This window comes from Amycolatopsis sp. NPDC058340 (assembly GCF_042723975.1).
GTDB lineage: Bacteria > Actinomycetota > Actinomycetes > Mycobacteriales > Pseudonocardiaceae > Amycolatopsis.
On sequence record NZ_JBHXIB010000051.1, the window covers coordinates 25,698 to 41,617 of the forward strand.

15 protein-coding genes are annotated in these 15,920 nt (G+C 68.1%); 8 read left to right on the forward strand and 7 right to left on the reverse strand.

The window, feature by feature from the left end; genetic code table 11:
* Positions 1-221: 221 nt before the first annotated feature.
* The 6 genes from ACFWIW_RS34850 to ACFWIW_RS34875 all read left to right on the forward strand — a co-directional run bounded on the left by ACFWIW_RS34850 (position 222) and on the right by ACFWIW_RS34875 (position 5,614).
* Complete coding sequence (locus ACFWIW_RS34850) at positions 222-794, forward strand: hypothetical protein (protein ID WP_378372365.1); 573 nt, start codon at positions 222-224, stop codon at positions 792-794.
* Positions 795-956: 162 nt separating this feature from the next.
* Positions 957-1,364, forward strand: a complete 408-nt coding sequence (locus ACFWIW_RS34855) for a CoA-binding protein (protein WP_240599363.1) — start codon at positions 957-959, stop codon at positions 1,362-1,364.
* Positions 1,365-1,644: 280 nt separating this feature from the next.
* Positions 1,645-2,427 carry an IclR family transcriptional regulator gene (locus ACFWIW_RS34860; RefSeq protein ID WP_037335451.1) on the forward strand — a complete coding sequence of 261 codons (783 nt, stop codon included), beginning with the start codon at positions 1,645-1,647 and terminating at the stop codon, positions 2,425-2,427.
* A gap of 1 nt (position 2,428) precedes the next feature.
* On the forward strand, positions 2,429-4,117 hold the full coding sequence (locus ACFWIW_RS34865; protein ID WP_378372366.1) for an L-lactate permease: 1,689 nt from the start codon (positions 2,429-2,431) through the stop codon (positions 4,115-4,117).
* 107 nt (positions 4,118-4,224) lie between these two features.
* Positions 4,225-5,097, forward strand: coding sequence for a nuclease (locus tag ACFWIW_RS34870; protein ID WP_378372367.1), 873 nt, complete (start codon positions 4,225-4,227; stop codon positions 5,095-5,097).
* Positions 5,098-5,173: 76 nt separating this feature from the next.
* Positions 5,174-5,614, forward strand: coding sequence for a sigma factor-like helix-turn-helix DNA-binding protein (locus ACFWIW_RS34875; RefSeq protein ID WP_378372368.1), 441 nt, complete (start codon positions 5,174-5,176; stop codon positions 5,612-5,614).
* 56 nt (positions 5,615-5,670) lie between these two features.
* Here the strand turns inward: ACFWIW_RS34875 and ACFWIW_RS34880 are convergent, their stop codons facing one another.
* Both ACFWIW_RS34880 and ACFWIW_RS34885 read right to left on the reverse strand, forming a co-directional pair.
* Positions 5,671-6,945 carry an RNA polymerase sigma factor gene (locus ACFWIW_RS34880; protein ID WP_378372369.1) on the reverse strand — a complete coding sequence of 425 codons (1,275 nt, stop codon included), beginning with the start codon at positions 6,943-6,945 and terminating at the stop codon, positions 5,671-5,673.
* A 37-nt stretch (positions 6,946-6,982) separates the two neighbouring features.
* Positions 6,983-7,399 carry a YciI family protein gene (locus tag ACFWIW_RS34885; RefSeq protein ID WP_378372370.1) on the reverse strand — a complete coding sequence of 139 codons (417 nt, stop codon included), beginning with the start codon at positions 7,397-7,399 and terminating at the stop codon, positions 6,983-6,985.
* Positions 7,400-7,604: 205 nt separating this feature from the next.
* On the opposite strand from ACFWIW_RS34885, the gene ACFWIW_RS34890 reads away from it, so the two are divergent.
* The gene (locus tag ACFWIW_RS34890; RefSeq protein ID WP_378372371.1) at positions 7,605-8,594 is read left to right on the forward strand and encodes a small ribosomal subunit Rsm22 family protein; all 990 of its coding nucleotides are present in this window, start codon (positions 7,605-7,607) and stop codon (positions 8,592-8,594) included.
* Here the strand turns inward: ACFWIW_RS34890 and ACFWIW_RS34895 are convergent.
* The 4 genes from ACFWIW_RS34895 to ACFWIW_RS34910 all read right to left on the reverse strand — a co-directional run bounded on the left by ACFWIW_RS34895 (position 8,576) and on the right by ACFWIW_RS34910 (position 11,978).
* Positions 8,576-9,490: a LysR substrate-binding domain-containing protein gene (locus ACFWIW_RS34895; protein ID WP_378372372.1), complete on the reverse strand. Its 915-nt coding sequence runs from the start codon at positions 9,488-9,490 to the stop codon at positions 8,576-8,578. The two genes, ACFWIW_RS34890 and ACFWIW_RS34895, sit on opposite strands and share 19 nt — an antisense overlap.
* Positions 9,491-9,542: 52 nt before the next feature.
* The gene (locus tag ACFWIW_RS34900) at positions 9,543-10,256 is read right to left on the reverse strand and encodes a GAF and ANTAR domain-containing protein (protein WP_378372373.1); all 714 of its coding nucleotides are present in this window, start codon (positions 10,254-10,256) and stop codon (positions 9,543-9,545) included.
* A gap of 31 nt (positions 10,257-10,287) precedes the next feature.
* Positions 10,288-11,007, reverse strand: a complete 720-nt coding sequence (locus ACFWIW_RS34905; RefSeq protein WP_378372374.1) for an ANTAR domain-containing protein — start codon at positions 11,005-11,007, stop codon at positions 10,288-10,290.
* Between the two features lie 353 nt (positions 11,008-11,360).
* Positions 11,361-11,978, reverse strand: coding sequence for a sigma-70 family RNA polymerase sigma factor (locus ACFWIW_RS34910; protein WP_378372375.1), 618 nt, complete (start codon positions 11,976-11,978; stop codon positions 11,361-11,363).
* A gap of 303 nt (positions 11,979-12,281) precedes the next feature.
* Between ACFWIW_RS34910 and ACFWIW_RS34915 the strand changes: the two genes are divergently transcribed.
* Positions 12,282-13,469 carry a glycoside hydrolase family 64 protein gene (locus ACFWIW_RS34915; protein ID WP_378372376.1) on the forward strand — a complete coding sequence of 396 codons (1,188 nt, stop codon included), beginning with the start codon at positions 12,282-12,284 and terminating at the stop codon, positions 13,467-13,469.
* Between the two features lie 239 nt (positions 13,470-13,708).
* Here the strand turns inward: ACFWIW_RS34915 and ACFWIW_RS34920 are convergent, their stop codons facing one another.
* A complete protein-coding gene (locus ACFWIW_RS34920) occupies positions 13,709-15,856 on the reverse strand; it encodes a germacradienol/geosmin synthase (RefSeq protein ID WP_378372377.1) in 2,148 nt (715 codons plus the stop codon).
* Positions 15,857-15,920 lie beyond the last annotated feature (64 nt).

The window sequence follows — 15,920 nt, forward strand, 5'->3', positions numbered from 1 at the left end:
CTGGCCGGTACGCGACAGATCAGGCCGAGTTCTTGAAGGCGCGCTTTCGGATTCCCGTAGCCGGGCCGCGGCACAGCCTTGCCGCTCACCCTGCCGCGTCAGCGGCCCGCCTCCGCAAATCCGAGGCCTCCGGCCGAAAAGATCTGTAGACCTCGCCTCCGGGGACACTGATTAGGCCGAAAGGGCCTCGCACGACCCCGATCATCACCTAGCCTGCACCCATGTCCGATTGGACGCTCTCCCGGGCGAAGACCAGGATCGACCGCCGCGAGGAGCTCGACGAGCTCACCGCGCGTATCCGTTACGAGGTGCGGGTGCACCTCAACGAGCCCACCGCGCACAACGCCTACGACGAGCTGACCGACATCTTCGCCATCGGCCACGCGGAGTGTTCGGCGCTGCTCAAACATCGCCGGGTCCTGCCGTTGTGGGAGCGGCTGCTGCTCCAGCGCTACACCCGGCGTCTCTACGGCAAGGCCGTCTCGGCGACCGTCGGTGACCTTCCCGCCGACGCGGGACCGGCGCCCGCCGCCGCGTTCGGCCCGGAGATCGCTTCCCTGAAGCCGGATTCGGGTGACACCGGCGCGAAATTCGACCTGCAGGGCCGCGGCCTGGTCAACGTCTTCCGGATCGCCGCCGGGCGGCACGGCGAGATCTGGCCGGACCGCCACGACGTCGCGACGACGTCCGCGCGCAGTGTCCTCACCTGTTCCGCGGTCTTCCTGCGGCGCCGCGCCTGGCACGTCGTCTGGCCGGTGTACCGGGTGCGCGGCCTGCGGCTCTGGAAGCTTTAGGCGGCGGTTTCGCGTGATCAGGCGGACGACACACGTGCCGGGATGGACGACACCCGTGTTCAGCCGGACGGCTCGCGGCGGAAGCCGGCGAAACCGCCGGTGCCGGAACGCCTCCCCGCCCTCTTTAGGAATTCGCGGCCACCCGCCGTGGTTGTACCGGATATGACCGATCGCGCCACCGAGATCCTCGCCGGATCGAAGACGATCGCCGTCGTGGGGCTTAGCCGCGATCCGGCCAAGGCCTCGCACGGGGTCGCCGCCGTGCTGCAGGCACACGGGTTCCGGATCATCCCCGTCCATCCGTCGGCCGACGAACTGCTTGGCGAGAAGGTCTACCGCTCGCTCACCGACATCCCGGAGCCCGTCGACCTGGTCGACGTCTTCCGCCCGTCCGCCGACACCCCGCCGATCGCCGAACAGGCCGTCGCGATCGGCGCGAAGGCGCTTTGGCTGCAGCAGGGCATCGTCTCCGCCGAGTCCCGCCGGATCGCCGAAGAAGCCGGTTTGGACTACGTCGAAGACCGGTGCACGGCCGTCGTCCGAGCGGTCGCGAATCTCTCGGTGCGTTAGAAACGGACTCCGCCCCGAACCCTCGCCGCGATTTTCCGGCGAGGGTTCTTTCATGTCCGTGAACAGAAAAATGACCTCTGAAGTCATACGCCGAATCGGACCCGCCGAACGGATTGGTCCAAACCGGTGATCTTGACGGGAAGCCCGCGAGCTGGGAAAACTTGTCCGGTCGTCAGTTTGTTAAGAAACCTTCCCAAGGGTGGGCCCAGCTGTTAACGTCCGAATCCGCTTAGCGGAAACAGGTGCCGATGATCGGCACCCCGGTCCTACGGAGGGCGAAGTGGGCACACCACGCGGGCTGGATTCCAGCGGCACACTCGAGCGCGGTCTCGCGGTTCTCGAGCACGTCGGCCAGAACCAGGAGATTTCCACCAACGCGATCGCCAGGCAACTGGGTCTCTCCCGGAGCGCCGCCTACCGCATCGTCGGCACCCTCAAGAACCTCGAATACCTCGAAGCCGATCGCGCCACCGGCCGCGTACGGCTCGGCACCCGGCTGGTCGAACTCGGCGCCCGCGCGATGGCGGCGACCGACCTCCACCGCTGCGCGCCGCGTTACCTCGCGTCGCTCGCCGAGCGGAGCGGTGAGACGACGTATCTCGCGGTGCCGGACAACGACACGATGGTCTACGTCGCCACCGAACGCAGTGCCAACGCCGTCACCCTCGCCTGCCGCCTCGGCACCCGCCGTCCGCAGCACGCGACATCGCTGGGGAAGGCCTGGCTGGCGGCGCTGCCCGAACAGGACCGTGTCGAACGCATCCGCCGGATGAAACTCGACAGCCTCACGCTCAAGACGATCAACGACCCCGTCCGGCTGCTCGACGACCTGGCCAGGACGAGCCGTCGCGGCTGGGCCGTGGACGACGTCGAGAACGAACCGGACGTGGGCTGCGTGGCCGCCGCCGTCCGCGACCACACCGGACGGCCGATCGCCGCGATCAGCGTCGCGGGCCCCGCCGGCCGCGTGCTCCGCCGCACCGACGAACTCGGCGCGACGGTGGCAGGCACCGCCGCCGCGCTGTCACTCCGCCTGGGTTACGTCCGGGCGCAAAGGGCCTGAAGTGGGCTGGCTCCAGGATTACCAGCCCGCGGGCGGGCTGTGGCTGTCCGCCGCGCTGGCGGCGCTGCCGATCATCGTGCTGCTGGTGACGCTGGGAGTCCTGCGCCGTTCGGCGCAGCTCTCGGCCGGGCTGGCGCTGATCACCGCGCTGCTGGTCGCGGTACTGCTGTACCGCATGCCCGCCGGGCTCGCCCTCGATTCCGCGGCCATGGGGCTCGTGTTCGGGGTGTGGTCGGTCGCCTGGATCGCGTTCCACGCCGTGTACTTCCACAACGTCACCGTCGCGACCGGACGGTTCGACGACATCAAAGCGGTCCTCGCCGGGTTCAGCGAGGACCGCCGCCTCCAGGCGCTGCTGATCGCGTTCGGCTTCGGCGCGCTGCTGGAAGGCATCGCGGGTGGCGGCTCGCCGATCGCGATCACCGCGGCGATGATGGCCGCGCTCGGTTTCCCGCCGGTGAAGGCGGTCGTGCTCGCGTTGCTGGCGAACACCGCGCCGGTCGCGTTCGGCGGCCTCGGCAACCCGCTGATCGTGCTGGGCAGGCTGACCGCGCCGATCCTCGGCATGAAACAGGAGCAGGCGACGGAACTGTTCTCGTCGATGGTCGGGCGCCAGCTCCCGTTGCTGGCGTTGATCGTCCCCGGTTTCCTGATCGTGGTCCTCGCGGGCTGGAAGCGGATGATCGAGGTCTGGCCCGCGGTGCTGACGGCCGGGCTGTCGTTCGCGGTCATGCAGTTCGTCACCTCGAACTTCATCAGCCCGAGCCTCGTCGACGTCGTCGCCGCGCTCGCCGCGATGGCCTCGCTGTGGATACTGACCCGGTTCTGGCAGCCGTCGGCGGTTTGGCGTTTCGACGGCGAAGAGCCGGTGAAGGCCGGGTCGAGTCTCGGCGCGGCGAAGGCCGGACGCGGCGCGCTGTACGCGTGGGCGCCGTACATCGTGCTGATCGCGGCGATCTTCCTTTCCCGGATCGGCACGATCTTCAAGAACCTGCCCGAGTGGCTGGACCTGACGAAGCTGCTGCACAAAGCCGACTGGGTGTTCGCGTGGCCGGGGCTGCACAAGGAGGTCGTCCAGCACGCGCCGATCACGCCCAAGGACACGCCGTACGCGGCGACGCTGACCGTCGACTTCCTTTATTCACCGGGAACGGTGGCCTTGATCGCGGCGATCGTGGCGGGGTTCGCGATGGGCGCGAAACCGCGGCTGCTGCTCGCGACCTACCGCCGGACACTGCACCAGATGCGGTGGGCGCTGGCGACGATCTTCATGATCCTCGCGATCGCCTTCGTCATGAACTACTCGGGTGCGACGCAGACCCTCGGGCTCGCACTCGCGACCACCGGGGTGCTGTTCCCGCTGTTCTCCGCCTACATCGGCTGGCTTGGCGTCTTCCTCACCGGCTCGGACGCGTCGACGAACAGTCTCTTCGGGCCGATGCAGGTGATTTCGGCGCAGCAACTGCACGTCGACCCGATCCTCGCCGGCGCGACCAACACCTCCGGCGGCGTGATGGGCAAGATGATCTCGCCGCAGAACCTGTCCATCGGCGCCACCGCGATCGGCCAGTCCGGCAAGGAGGGCGCGCTACTGCGGCAGACCTTCCTGTGGTCCGTGGCGCTGACCGCCGTGGTCGGGGTGATCTCGTTGCTTCAGGCGACCGTGCTGAGGTTCATGATCCCGTCGTGAACGTGAATTCGAGAATGTCCACAATGGTCACCCGATCTTAACCGGCCATTGGGCTGGATGGATGAACGCGTGGTTCACCCACCGGAATGCGAACTACCGTTGTCCTCATGCCCATGACGCTGATCAAAGGTACGTTCCAGCTTGTCGGAGCCTCACCGGACGGCGATTCGGTGCGGTTCTATCCCGAAGACCCGCAGGCGACCAAGAAGGCGGGACTGAAGGTCCGGCTCAATTCGCGGGGCGGGATGCAGCTGCGGCTCGACGCGATCGACGCGCTCGAAACGCATTACCAGGCCAGGGGAACCGGCGGGATGTGGCACCAGCCCGCGGAATTCGCCGACGCCGCCGCGGCGAACCTGCTGAAGTGCCTCGGCTTCAAAACGGTCGAACGCGACGAGCGGGGAACGGTCACTTCGTCGGCCCCGATCAAGGTACCGGGTCACATACTGACGCGATTCGCCGACAAATACGGACGAGCCGTGGCGTTCGCCTTTCCCGGGCAACGGCCGGGCCGGTCGGCGGACCTTTCCAAGGTCCATCTCGACGTCAAAACGCTGAAGAACTCCGCGAACTACCGGCAGGTCGCGGACGGCCTCGTCTACCCGACGTTCTATTCGCTGCTTTATCCCGATCTCCGCGACGCCTTGGCCGAAGCCGCGGTCAAGGCCCGTCAGAACGGGCTCGGGCTGTGGCCGCAGGACGTCACGAACTCCGGGTTCAAGCTCGCGTCGCGGCGGCAACTCGCCGACGAACTGGTGATCCTGCCGAAACTGTTCCGCAGACTCGTCGACTACCTCGCGCTCGACGAGAGCGGCGGGGTCTCGCTGAGCGGCTTCTCCGACTTCCTCGATTCCCGCAACGACCGCCTCTTCACCGTCCCGGACGGGCACGCGACGGAATTCGAGACCTTGGTGAACGTGAAACGGCAGACCGTGAACCTGACGATCGAGCCGGAGCGGATCGTCTTCATCGAGGCATGACCCACCCGTGTGGGCAAAAAGACCGTACCTCCCTCCCCTCCGGCCGTGCTCATCTGAAAGGTGGGAGAGGGAGCCGATGGAAGGACACGGTTCGCGGCGGTCGGAGGAGGCCGACGGGCGGATGGAGACGACTTCGAACCTCGTCGACGCCGTCCGCGTCCTGGTCGTGCGTTACTGCCGGGCGCGGATCGGCCGTCGTTCGGGTACCTATGACATCGCCGACGCGGTCGCCAGGGACAGCTGCCGCGAGATCTTCGCCAGGGCCCCCGGTGCGCGCGCACTGCTCGCGTTCGCCTACGACGTCGCGCACGGCCTGGTCGAAGACTTCCACCGGACCGCCGCCGAACTGCCGAACCCGCTTTCGGGGCTGCCGGGCCAGCAGCGCGAGATCATGGTGCTGCGGTCGCTCGTCGGGCTTTCCGCCGACGACACCGCGCTCGCGCTCGGCTGCTCCGTCCAGGCGGTCCGGCTGGGCCAGCACCGCGCTCTGACCGCGCTTCGCCCGGCCCCCGCCTGACGCGTTTCGTCCTCTGGATGCGGTAGTTCGTGGCGCGAACCACCGCATTCAGAGGACTAATCGCGAGGGGTGCACTCGGCGGCCCGGTTCAGCAGCAGGGTGCGCTCCCGGTCGTTCCCGGTCATCTCCGCCGCGCGTTCGAACTCGGCGCGGGCCTCGTCGAGGCGGCCGAGCTTCGACAGGAAGTCTCCGCGCACGCTCGGCAGCAGGTGGTACGACTTGAGCGCGGGCTCCGACGTCAGCTTGTCGACGATCTCCAGCCCCGCCTCGGGGCCGACGGCCATCGACAACGCCACCGCACGGTTCAGTTCGATCACCGGCGACGGGTTCAGCTTCCCGAGCCCTTCGTACAGGACGGCGATACGCGCCCAGTCGGTCTCCTCGCCCGTCCGCGCCCGCGCGTGGCAGGCGGCGATGGCGGCCTGCGCCGCGTAGACGCCGAAAGCGCCGCCCGTGAGCGACTCGGAGAGTTCCAGCGCGGCGAGGCCGCGGCCGATCAGGATCCGGTTCCACTTCGTCCGGTCCTGGTCCATCAGCAACACGGGTTCGCCGTTCGGCCCGACGCGGGCGGCGGATCGCGAAGCCTGGATCTCCATCAGCGCGACGAGCCCGTGCACCTCGGGTTCCTTCGGCATCAGCCCGGCCAGGATCCGCCCGAGCCGCAGCGCCTCCTCGCACAGCGCGGGCCGCATCCAGTCCTCGCCCGCCGTCGCCGAGTACCCCTCGTTGAAGATCAGGTAGATGACTTCGAGCACCGAAGAAAGGCGCGCGACCCTGTCCGCCCCCTCGGGCACCTCGAACGGGACCTTGGCGTCGCCGAGCGTCTTCTTCGCCCGCACGATCCGCTGCGCGATGGCGGTCTCCTTGGCCAGGAACGCCCGCGCGATCTCGTGCGTCTGCAGCCCGCCGATCATCTTCAGCGTCAGCGCCACCCTGGCCTCGGTCGAAAGCACCGGGTGGCAGGCGGTGAACACCAGCCGCAGCAGATCGTCCTCGATGTGATCGTCGAGGCCCGCGGTGAAGTCGGGTTCCTCCTCGTACTCCTGCTCGCGGCCGATCTCGCCGAGCTTCTTCTCGTACCGCTCGTTGCGGCGGAAGGTGTCGACGGCCCGGCGTTTCGCCGTGGTCATGAGCCAGGCGCCCGGATTCCTCGGGACGCCCGACTCAGGCCACTGTTCGAGCGCGGCGACCAGCGCGTCCTGCGCCAGCTCCTCCGCGAGGCCGACGTCGCGCGTCATCCGCGCGAGTCCGGCGATGAGGCGGGCCGATTCGATCCGCCACACCGCGTCGATCGCCGAACGGGAGTCTGTCGTAGCCGTCACGCCGACCAATCAACAGCGTCGGCGCGACGACCGCAACCCTGGGCACCTAGTTCTGCTCGGCCTGCTTCCGCAGGTTCTGCTCGTGCTCGACGATCTCCGGGGTCGCGTTGTCGAAGTCCTCCATCTCCGCGATCCGGCGGATCTCGATCTCGCCCTCGCGGAACGGCGCGCGCTTCATCCATTCGATAACCTCGGCCCGGTCCTTGACCTGCAGGATCCAGAAACCGGCGATGAGTTCCTTGCTCTCGGCGAACGGCCCGTCGACGACGCGCGCCTCGGTGGTGCCGGAGTACTGGATGCGGAAACCCTCGGCGCTGGGGAGCAGGCCTTCACCCGCGAGCATGACGCCGGCCTTCACCAGTTCCTCGTTGAACTTCCCCATCTCCTGCAGCTCCTCGGCACTCGGCTGAGCACCGGCCACGTCGGTCTTCTCGTCGCTCTTGACAATCACCATGAACCGCATCCGAAGTCTCCGTTCCCGGCGGGGCTCGTCCCTGCCACATCTACGCGTCGATCGGGCACCCCGGGTTTCGACACGGTCCCCGAACTTTTTTCCGCGAGTATTCGAGCAGCCGGAAAACCGCAGGTCAACCACCCATGCTGCCGCCTCATCCCCGCCACCCACCCTCGAAGGACACGCTTCGCGCGACTCGATCTAATCTGCCACCGTGTCCGCACTCCCCGAAACCCTCCGCTCCGCCCTCGACGAGGAGCTGGGCAAGTACCCGCAGAACAGGCTGACGCAGTCCGTCGAGCGGCTCAGCACGCGCTACCGCGAGAACGCCCCCGCGAGCGCGCCCATCCTCTCGTCCGAAGCGGACATCGCGGCGTACGCGGGCTACCGGATGCCGGCCACATACGCGGCCGTACACGCCGTTCTCACCGAAGCCGCCCTTCGCGCTCCCGGGTTCGCTCCGCGGACACAGATCGACATCGGCGGCGGGACCGGCGCCGCGATCTGGGCGGCGGCCGACGTGTGGCCGTCGCTGGAGGAGAGCACCGTCGTCGAGCAGGTCCCCGGTGCGATCGCGCTGGGGCGGAGGCTCGCGGAGAACGCGGGTGACAAGGCCGTCCGAGGCTCGACGTGGCGACGCGGCCTCATCGACCCGGCTGCGCCCGCGCCCGAGGCCGATCTGGTGACCCTCTCCTATGTCCTCGGCGAGCTGCCCGAGGCTCGCCGGGGCGACACCGTCCGCTGGCTTTCGGCGAAGTCCTCGATGGTGGTGCTGATCGAACCCGGGACCCCCGCGGGTTACGAGCGGATCGTCGCGGCGCGGGATCAGCTCGTCGGACTCGGGCTCTCCCTGGTCGCACCCTGTCCGCACGAGGGCGCGTGCCCGATCCCGCGCGGCAAGGACTGGTGCCATTTCTCCGCACGCCTCCCGCGCACGGGCCTGCACCGGCAGCTCAAATCGGGGACGCTCGGCTTCGAGGACGAGAAGTTCTCCTACGTCGTCGCCTCCCGCACGGCGCCGGAACGTGCCGGCGCCCGGGTCCTGCGGCATCCGGCCAAACGCAAGGGCATGGTCAGCCTGTCCCTGTGCGCCGAGTCCGGGCTCACCGAGAAGATCGTCACCAAACGGCACGGCCCGGCCTATCGCGCGGCCCGCGACACCGAATGGGGCGACGCCTGGCCGAATCAGTCCACAGTGGACTGACGCCCGCGCCGCGTCAGGTTGCCCACAGCGGTGAGCAACGCGCCGAGCGCCGGATTGCCGTTGCCGCGCCGCCACATCAGGTCGAGTTCCACCGGGCGGCCCTCGACCCCGTCCACCGGACGGAGCACGACACCGTCGAAGCGCAGCGCGCCCGCAGCGGCAGGCACCAGCGCGACCCCGAGTTCCGCCTTCACCAGCGCGAGCACCGTATGCACCTGGCAGGGGTACTGCGTGTACTCCGGCGACACCCTGGCGGCGCGGAACACCGCCACGAGCAGATCGTGGAAATACCGTCCTTCCGACGGCGAATACATGATGAACGGTTCGCCGTCGAAGTCGCGGACGTCGGGATTCTTCTTTCGCCGGGCCAAAGGATGCGCCGACGGCAGCGCGGCGAGCAGCGGTTCCCGCCACAGCGGCATGGTCACGATGTCGGCGCCGCCGACCGGCGGCCTGATCATCCCGAGGTCGATCCCGCCCGCCAGCAACTCCTCCACCTGCGCCGCCGTCACCATCTCCCGGAGCACGAGATCGACACCCGGCACTTCGGCGTTCGCCGCGGCGATGACCCGTTCGAGATACGAATACGCCGCCGTGGCGGTGAACCCGAGCGTGACGACACCGACCTCGCCCTTCTTCACGCGGCGGACGTACAGCGTCGCCTCGTGCGACGAACGCAGGATCTTCCTTGCCTCGGCGAGGAAAACCCGGCCGGCCGGGGTCAGCCGGACCGCGCGGTGCGTACGGTCGAAGAGCTCGGCCCCCAGTTCGCGCTCCAGCAGCTGGATCCGCCTGCTCAACGGCGGCTGGGTCATCGAGAGCCGCTCCGCCGCCCGGCCGTAGTGCAATTCCTCGGCCACCGCGACGAAACTCACCAGCTGTTCCAGGGAGAACACCCATCCAGTCTAGGAATGGGCAAGAGCCGGACAAGCGCCGAAACGGTATCGTTCAGCGCGGGATTTCCACGGTTCGGTCGATGATCCCCTTCGCCACGGCGAGGATCTTGCGGTTGTTGCTCCGCGCGTACGCGCGCAATACGCCGAACGCGTCGCCGACCGAAACGCGGAGCCGTTCGGCGAGAACGCCTTTCGCCTGTTCGATGATCACCCGGCTGTTCAACGCCGTCTGCAATTGCGCGGTGATCATCTCCTGCCGTCGCAGCAGACGGTGGTGCAGGATGCCGATCGTGGCGACGTCCGCGAGTGCCTGTCCCTGCCGCAATCCCTCGTCGTCGAGCGAGGCGGGGCCGGCGCCGAACAGGCCCAGCGCGCCGATCACTTCCTCCCGTAACCGCATCGGCAACGCGTACACGGAACGGAATCCGGCGTTTTCCGCCTCCTGTGCGAACTTCGGCCATCTTCCCCGCACATCCGTCAGATCCGGGCAGGCCATCGGTTCGGCGTCCTGGTAGCAGTCCAGGCACGGCCCCTCGGAGTTCCGCAGCTGGAACAGTTCGAGCAACCGGGTCTGTTCATCGGACGCGGCGACCAAGGTGAGTGAGCCGCGCGGATCGGCCAGCACCAGCCCGGCGCTGCGGACACCGAGCAGTTCGACACATCTGAACGCGAGCACGTCGAGGAATTCGACGAGATCGAAGTCGTCCACCAGGGTGTCGGCCAGCTGCACGAAGGTTTCCCTCAAGTCGGCCGCCAGGTCGGTCATCTTTCCGGTATCTCCTTATCGCACACATCCGTCATGGCTCGTGCCGGAACGTGACGCGGCGCCGCACCACGTCCTCGGCGACCTCGTCGAGCTTCCGGTCGTTGGCGTAGGCGTAGGCGCGCAGGCGGGCGAGCGCGTCCGGAAGCCCGATTTCGAGCTGGGCCGACACCACACCCGCGGCCTGATGCACCCGGGCGCGGTGTTCGGTGAATTCACGATCGATCAATTCGCCGAGAACCGGCCCACCGGTCTCGGCCAGTGCGAGGGTGATGACCGCCTCCGCGCAGACGAACGCCTTCGCCAGGCTCTCCCGCGAAGGGAACCCGGCGAATTCGCGATAGCAGTCGACAGCACCCAAAGTGATCGCACCGACCTGGATCGGCACCGCGATGATCGATTTCACGCCGCCGTCGATCGCCTCGGGCGCGAACACCGGCCATCGGAGTGTCGCCTCCGAACTGGTCACATCGGTTACGGCGACGAGCATACCGCCGCGCGAAACGTCCAATGCCGGTCCTTCGCCCAAGGTGAACTGCAGCTCTTCCAATCCGCGGCTGCGTGCATCGGTGGCGAATACCGGCTCCGGCAAACCCGTTCCGGTGGCGAGCGTGAGCCCGACACCCGCCGCCTCGAGCACTTCCCCGCAGACGACGCAGGCGTGCTCCACCGTCACCACCGAATCGGTTTCCGAAGCGAGAAAACGCATCTTCGACCAGAGCAGGGCGGCGCGATCATGCCGTTGGAACATCATGGCATGCCTCCGGGCGTGTCCGGTTTCGGACGAGACCACCGGGGGCCGGAGCGAACGGCGCGCTCGCGCGCCACCACCATCCTCGCACGGTTTCGTCTCTTTGCCGCGCTTTCAACGACTTCTCGGCACCAATGCAGTAGCCCGAAGAGCCGAATGGACGCCGCGCGTGGCCACCAATGGTCCGTTCAGCCGGTTCCGGCCCACCGGCCCGCGCCTAGGGTGGAAGCCGAGACCGCTTGTCCCGGCCCTCGGCAACGGTGCTCGACGGCGAGCTCTGGAGGGGCCATGTGCGTTCGCATTCTCGAAACCCGCGCCAAACGGGAGAATCCGTTGGTCCGGCTGTTGATCCGGATTCAGCTCAAGGCGTCCTGGCGCTGAGCGCAGGCCCGCAGCCTGCTGATCGCGCGATGTTTGGTCACCCGCACCCGTGACGACGTCGTACCGAGCGCGGCCGCGGTCTCGTTCGACGTCAGCTCGCCGATCACCCGCATCCCCAGCACCTCACGATGGGAGACGGGCAGCGTCCGCATCAGCCTGCCGAGCCGGACCCCGAGGTCGGTCCGCAGCGCGCGCTGCTCCGGTTCGTCGGCGGCCCCGGCCGGGCGTTCGGGGAGTTCGCCGGTCAGCACCTGCCTGCTCCGCGCCGCCTTCCGGAAGACGTCGGCGACCTTGTTCGCCGCGATGGCGCGCAGGAGGAACAGGAACGAACCGCCGCGCAGGCCGTACCCGGGGACGGCGACCAGTACCGCGAGGCAGATCTCCTGTGCGACGTCGGCCGGTTCGAGATAGGTCAGTTCGTGCCCTCCGAGGCGGGCGTCGGAGTATTGCCGGGCCCACGCCGCGACCGCGCACATGAGATCGTCCATGCCGTGCGGCTCGCCGTCCGCCGCGGCCTTGGCGAGGGCGTCCCAGCCCGCGGCGGAAATCCACGTCTCGCCGCCGGTTCTTCGCATCGGAAATTCGTCGCTCATGTCCCGCTCCCCACGGATGTGAAACCCGGCCGCCGGGGTCCAGGACGGAACCCGGACAACGGTAGTCGAGGAACCCGGCCACCTCAATCGGCGAAGGTCCGCCACGAATTGTCCGTCCCGGCGGAAAACCGGACAGATTCCCACCAGTGGTCTGGACAAGTCGGCGTCCCGCGACGTAACTTCCCGTGCTGAGACCCCTCGCCAAGGTCACGCCCAGGCCGGGAACGCGCCCCCGGCCGACATCCGCAAGCACCGCCGCGGCGCGTCCACGTTCCGCGGCGGGATTCCGCCGAGGAGTGAACTGTGCGCATCCGCAAGAAAATCCGGCGCGTTTTGACCGCGTTGGCGGTCGCCCTCCCCCTGGTCAGCGGTGTTTCGGCGCTTTCGGCGTCCACCGCGGCAGCCGCGGGGCCCGATCCGCTGCCGCTGACCGTGACGAACAATTCGAACCGCTCCGACGCGGTCCACCTCTACGTGCTCGGCACGAACCTCAACACCGGGAAACTCGGCTATGTCAACGCCTCCGGGGCCTTCACCCCGTGGCCGGCGGGCTCGAACCCGCCGAGCCCGGCGCCGGACGTCTCGATCGCGGGCCCCGGCAACGGCGGCTCGACCACGCTGCGGATCCCGCGCATGCTCTCGGGCCGGGTCTACATGTCGTTCGGGCAGAAGATCAAGTTCTTCCTCACCCCGGACGGCCTGGTACAGCCCGCGCCGTGGGCCGACGGCGACCCGAACCGCGACATCCTGTTCGACTGGAGCGAATTCACCTACGACAACGGCGGGCTGTTCATCAACAGCTCGCAGGTCGACATGTTCAGCGTGCCGCACGCCGTCGGGCTGACCAACGGCGCGGGCGCGAACAAGGAGGCCGGGCGCTTGAAGCCCGGCGGCCGCGAGGACATCTTCAACGCCGTCCAGGGGCAGTCCGGATTCTCGAACCTGGTGTACAACCGGCTGCGGGTCCTCGCGCCGGGCAAGGGGCTCGACACCGGCAAGTTCAGCGGGAACTACCTCGACGGCTACGTCACGAGCGCCTGGAACACCTACAAGTCGACCCCGCTCACCGTGGTCCCGTTCGAGGCCGAACCCGGCAAGAAGTTCACCGGCCGGACCGGCGGGGACGACGTCATGCGCTTCACCGACACTTCGGGCGCCGAGGTCGCGTCGTTCAGCAAGCCGAGCACCCGCGACGTCTTCAACTGCGACGGACGGCTGCACGCGCCGAACGACCAGGTCGTCGGCCCGATCGCGCGGACGCTGTGCGCGGCGCTGCACCGCTCGACGCTCGGCTCACTGCACACGCAGCCGACGTATGACGCGGGCCAGTTCTACAAGCAGTCCGTGACCGACCACTACTCGCGGATCGTGCACGAGCAGATGGTCGACGGGAAGGCGTACGGATTCGCCTTCGACGACGTCGGGCACTTCGAGTCGCTGGTGCACGACGGGGACCCGCGGACCGCCCGGATCATCCTGACCGCGTTTTAGGCGGCGCTCGGCCGTGATCCTCAGTGGCCGGGTGATTCGAGTGTGGAGGTTTTGGGACGCTCAACGTCCTCGATCCTCCACACTCGACCGTGCCGCGGCGAGTTTCGTCGCATCGGATCTCACGGGCCACTCAGGACACCAGACGTTGCGAAAGCCACTTTCGCAACGCTGAAGGTTGCGAAAGTGGCTTTCGCGACACGCTCCCCAAGTCAGCCACCGGACAACCCACCCCGGTCGCGCTACCGCGCCCCGCTCCCGATCCGCCAGGCCGACATGCCGATCCCGCTCGGCACGAGCGAGAACGACGGCGGCTCGGGAGCGTGGACGCGGTTCAGCTCCTCCGGTGTGTACCGCACGCACTTCCGGTGCCATTCCAGGATCCCGGCCATCCAGTCCTTGAGGTGGTCCGCGTACCCGGTCACCGCCGCGCGGACGTCGTCGCCGAGGCCGAGGTCGTCGCACATCCGCGGCAGGCCCTCGCCGTCGAGCTGCTCGAACTGGGCCATCCGCGCGTTCATCAGCCGGGCGGCGATGTCGCGGGCCTCGATCCGGTCCACGTCCAGGAACCGTTCGACGACGTACACGAGGTTGTGCACCTCGCCCTCGTACTCGATCTCCTTCTGGTACGAGAACAGGTCGTTGGCGAACGCCGCGTAGTCCTGCGCCGCGGTGTCGAGTTCGGACAGCGCGCGGTTCTGGAAGAGCTCCGGCGGCACCACGTCGCCGAGTTCGAGGAGCGCGAGGCTCTTCGTCAGGTCGGATCCGAACGTCCGCCGCCGCATCTCCACGTAGTCGACCGGGTCGGGGACACGGTTCTGCGCCTGGTTCCCCACCTCCCACACCCAGCTCGCGGTCATGACCTCGACCGCCCGCCGGAAGCCCGCCCGCGCGTGCGGGGTCAGCGGTCCGGCGGTGCGGTTCCAGAGGTCCGCGAGGCCTCGCTCGAGCGGGTCCGCCGGTTTCGGCGCCGGCTCGCCGTCGAGCGGCATGAACAGGGAAAGCCGGTCACTGCAGAGTTTCGCGGCGATCGGGTCCCGTTTCGCGCCGAAGAGCAGCGGGAAGTAGTCGTCACCGTAGGTACCCCAGGTGAGCCAGTCGGTCGACAGCTTCACTCGTTCGAAGTCCGCGTCCGCGTCGATCATCGCGGCGCAATGCGCGAGGTCGATGCCGCGATACCGGCGCTCGTCCCAGACCCCTTCGCCGAACATCCCCATCTCGCGCGCCCAGCCGGGCGCGTATTCGCGGGCGGCGGCGAGGTGGGGGCTGGTGCGCACGGGATACGGCATGCGGAATTCCGGCAGGGGCAGCCGCCCGACCTTCGTGAACGGCGGCGGCGCCTGCTGCCGAACCCGCTGGACGAGGCCGGTCCCTTGGGCGCCGGAGGCCGCGCCCTCGTTCATGTACCGGCTCGACCGCACGTGCCATTCGTGTCCGCCGGACTGCCAGTCCTGCAGGCCCTTGACGTAAAGGCCGACCGCGATCTGCTCGGACAGCGAGACGTCTCGTTCGGCCAGCAGCGCGGGCACCTCGACGAGCGCGGTGTTCTCGAACTGCTGCAGCCGCGAGGTCAGCAGGTCGTTGGTGAGATCGGCGGCCTCCTGCGTCGGGCGATCGAGGAACTTCTCGAAGACGAGGACCGCGTTCGAGTTCTCCCCCTCCTCACGCACTTCGCGCTGGTAGGAAAAGAGATCGTTGCGAAGGTGGACGGCGTCGGCGAACGTGTCGCGCAGCACCTCCATCGGCCTGGTCGCCGCGATCCTGTCCGGCACCTCGGCGCCGACGGCGTACTCGATGAGGTTCGCCGACCACGGTGCCCCGCCGACCCGGCGGCGCATCTGGACGTATTCGATCGGGTTCGCGATCCGGCCGCGGTCGATGTTGTCCAGTTCCCAGAGCGATTCGACCATCAGGTTGTGCGTACTGGTGACGAACCGCCGCCGCCAGGCCTCGGACATCGAAGGAATGGTGCGCGCCCAAAGGTTCTCAAGCCCGGCTTCGGCGGGATTCCCCGGTTCCGGCGGCCTTTCCCCGGGCCCGGTCATGAACAGTTCCAAGCGGTTCAAATACGCCTTCGCGCCTTCGGTGTCCCGGGTGTACTTGAATTGCGCGAGGAAATCGTCATCGAAGAAGAACACCCACACGTACCAGTCCGTGACCAGATCGAGGGACGGCCCGTCACAGTCCGGATGGGTGTGCGCGCAGAGCAGCGCGTAATCCATTTTCGCCAGCGCCTGCTCGGTCCAGACGACATCACCGGACGGCGACGGAGAATCGAGCATCCCCATTTCCCTCGCCCAGGCCATACTGTGCGCCCGCGCCGCTTCGAGATGCGGATTCATCCTGGCCGGATGCGGCACGTAGAACTCGGGCAAGGTGAAAGCCTGCATCTGCGACTGCCTCCCGGGCCGGTGTCGGATCCGTTCCGACGTTTCCAGCCCGCCGCCGCGCCGG

What these genes read in the sequence shown, in the direction of transcription:
- ACFWIW_RS34855 (WP_240599363.1), top strand. Translation starts at nt 957, where the DNA reads ATGACCGATCGCGCCACCGAGATCCTCGCCGGATCGAAGACGATCGCC.
- ACFWIW_RS34875 (WP_378372368.1), top strand. Translation starts at nt 5,174, where the DNA reads ATGGAAGGACACGGTTCGCGGCGGTCGGAGGAGGCCGACGGGCGGATG.
- ACFWIW_RS34900 (WP_378372373.1), bottom strand. Translation starts at nt 10,256, where the DNA reads ATGACCGACCTGGCGGCCGACTTGAGGGAAACCTTCGTGCAGCTGGCC.
- ACFWIW_RS34920 (WP_378372377.1), bottom strand. Translation starts at nt 15,856, where the DNA reads ATGCAGGCTTTCACCTTGCCCGAGTTCTACGTGCCGCATCCGGCCAGG.
- ACFWIW_RS34910 (WP_378372375.1), bottom strand. Translation starts at nt 11,978, where the DNA reads ATGAGCGACGAATTTCCGATGCGAAGAACCGGCGGCGAGACGTGGATT.
- ACFWIW_RS34870 (WP_378372367.1), top strand. Translation starts at nt 4,225, where the DNA reads ATGCCCATGACGCTGATCAAAGGTACGTTCCAGCTTGTCGGAGCCTCA.
- ACFWIW_RS34850 (WP_378372365.1), top strand. Translation starts at nt 222, where the DNA reads ATGTCCGATTGGACGCTCTCCCGGGCGAAGACCAGGATCGACCGCCGC.
- ACFWIW_RS34885 (WP_378372370.1), bottom strand. Translation starts at nt 7,399, where the DNA reads ATGCGGTTCATGGTGATTGTCAAGAGCGACGAGAAGACCGACGTGGCC.
- ACFWIW_RS34905 (WP_378372374.1), bottom strand. Translation starts at nt 11,007, where the DNA reads ATGATGTTCCAACGGCATGATCGCGCCGCCCTGCTCTGGTCGAAGATG.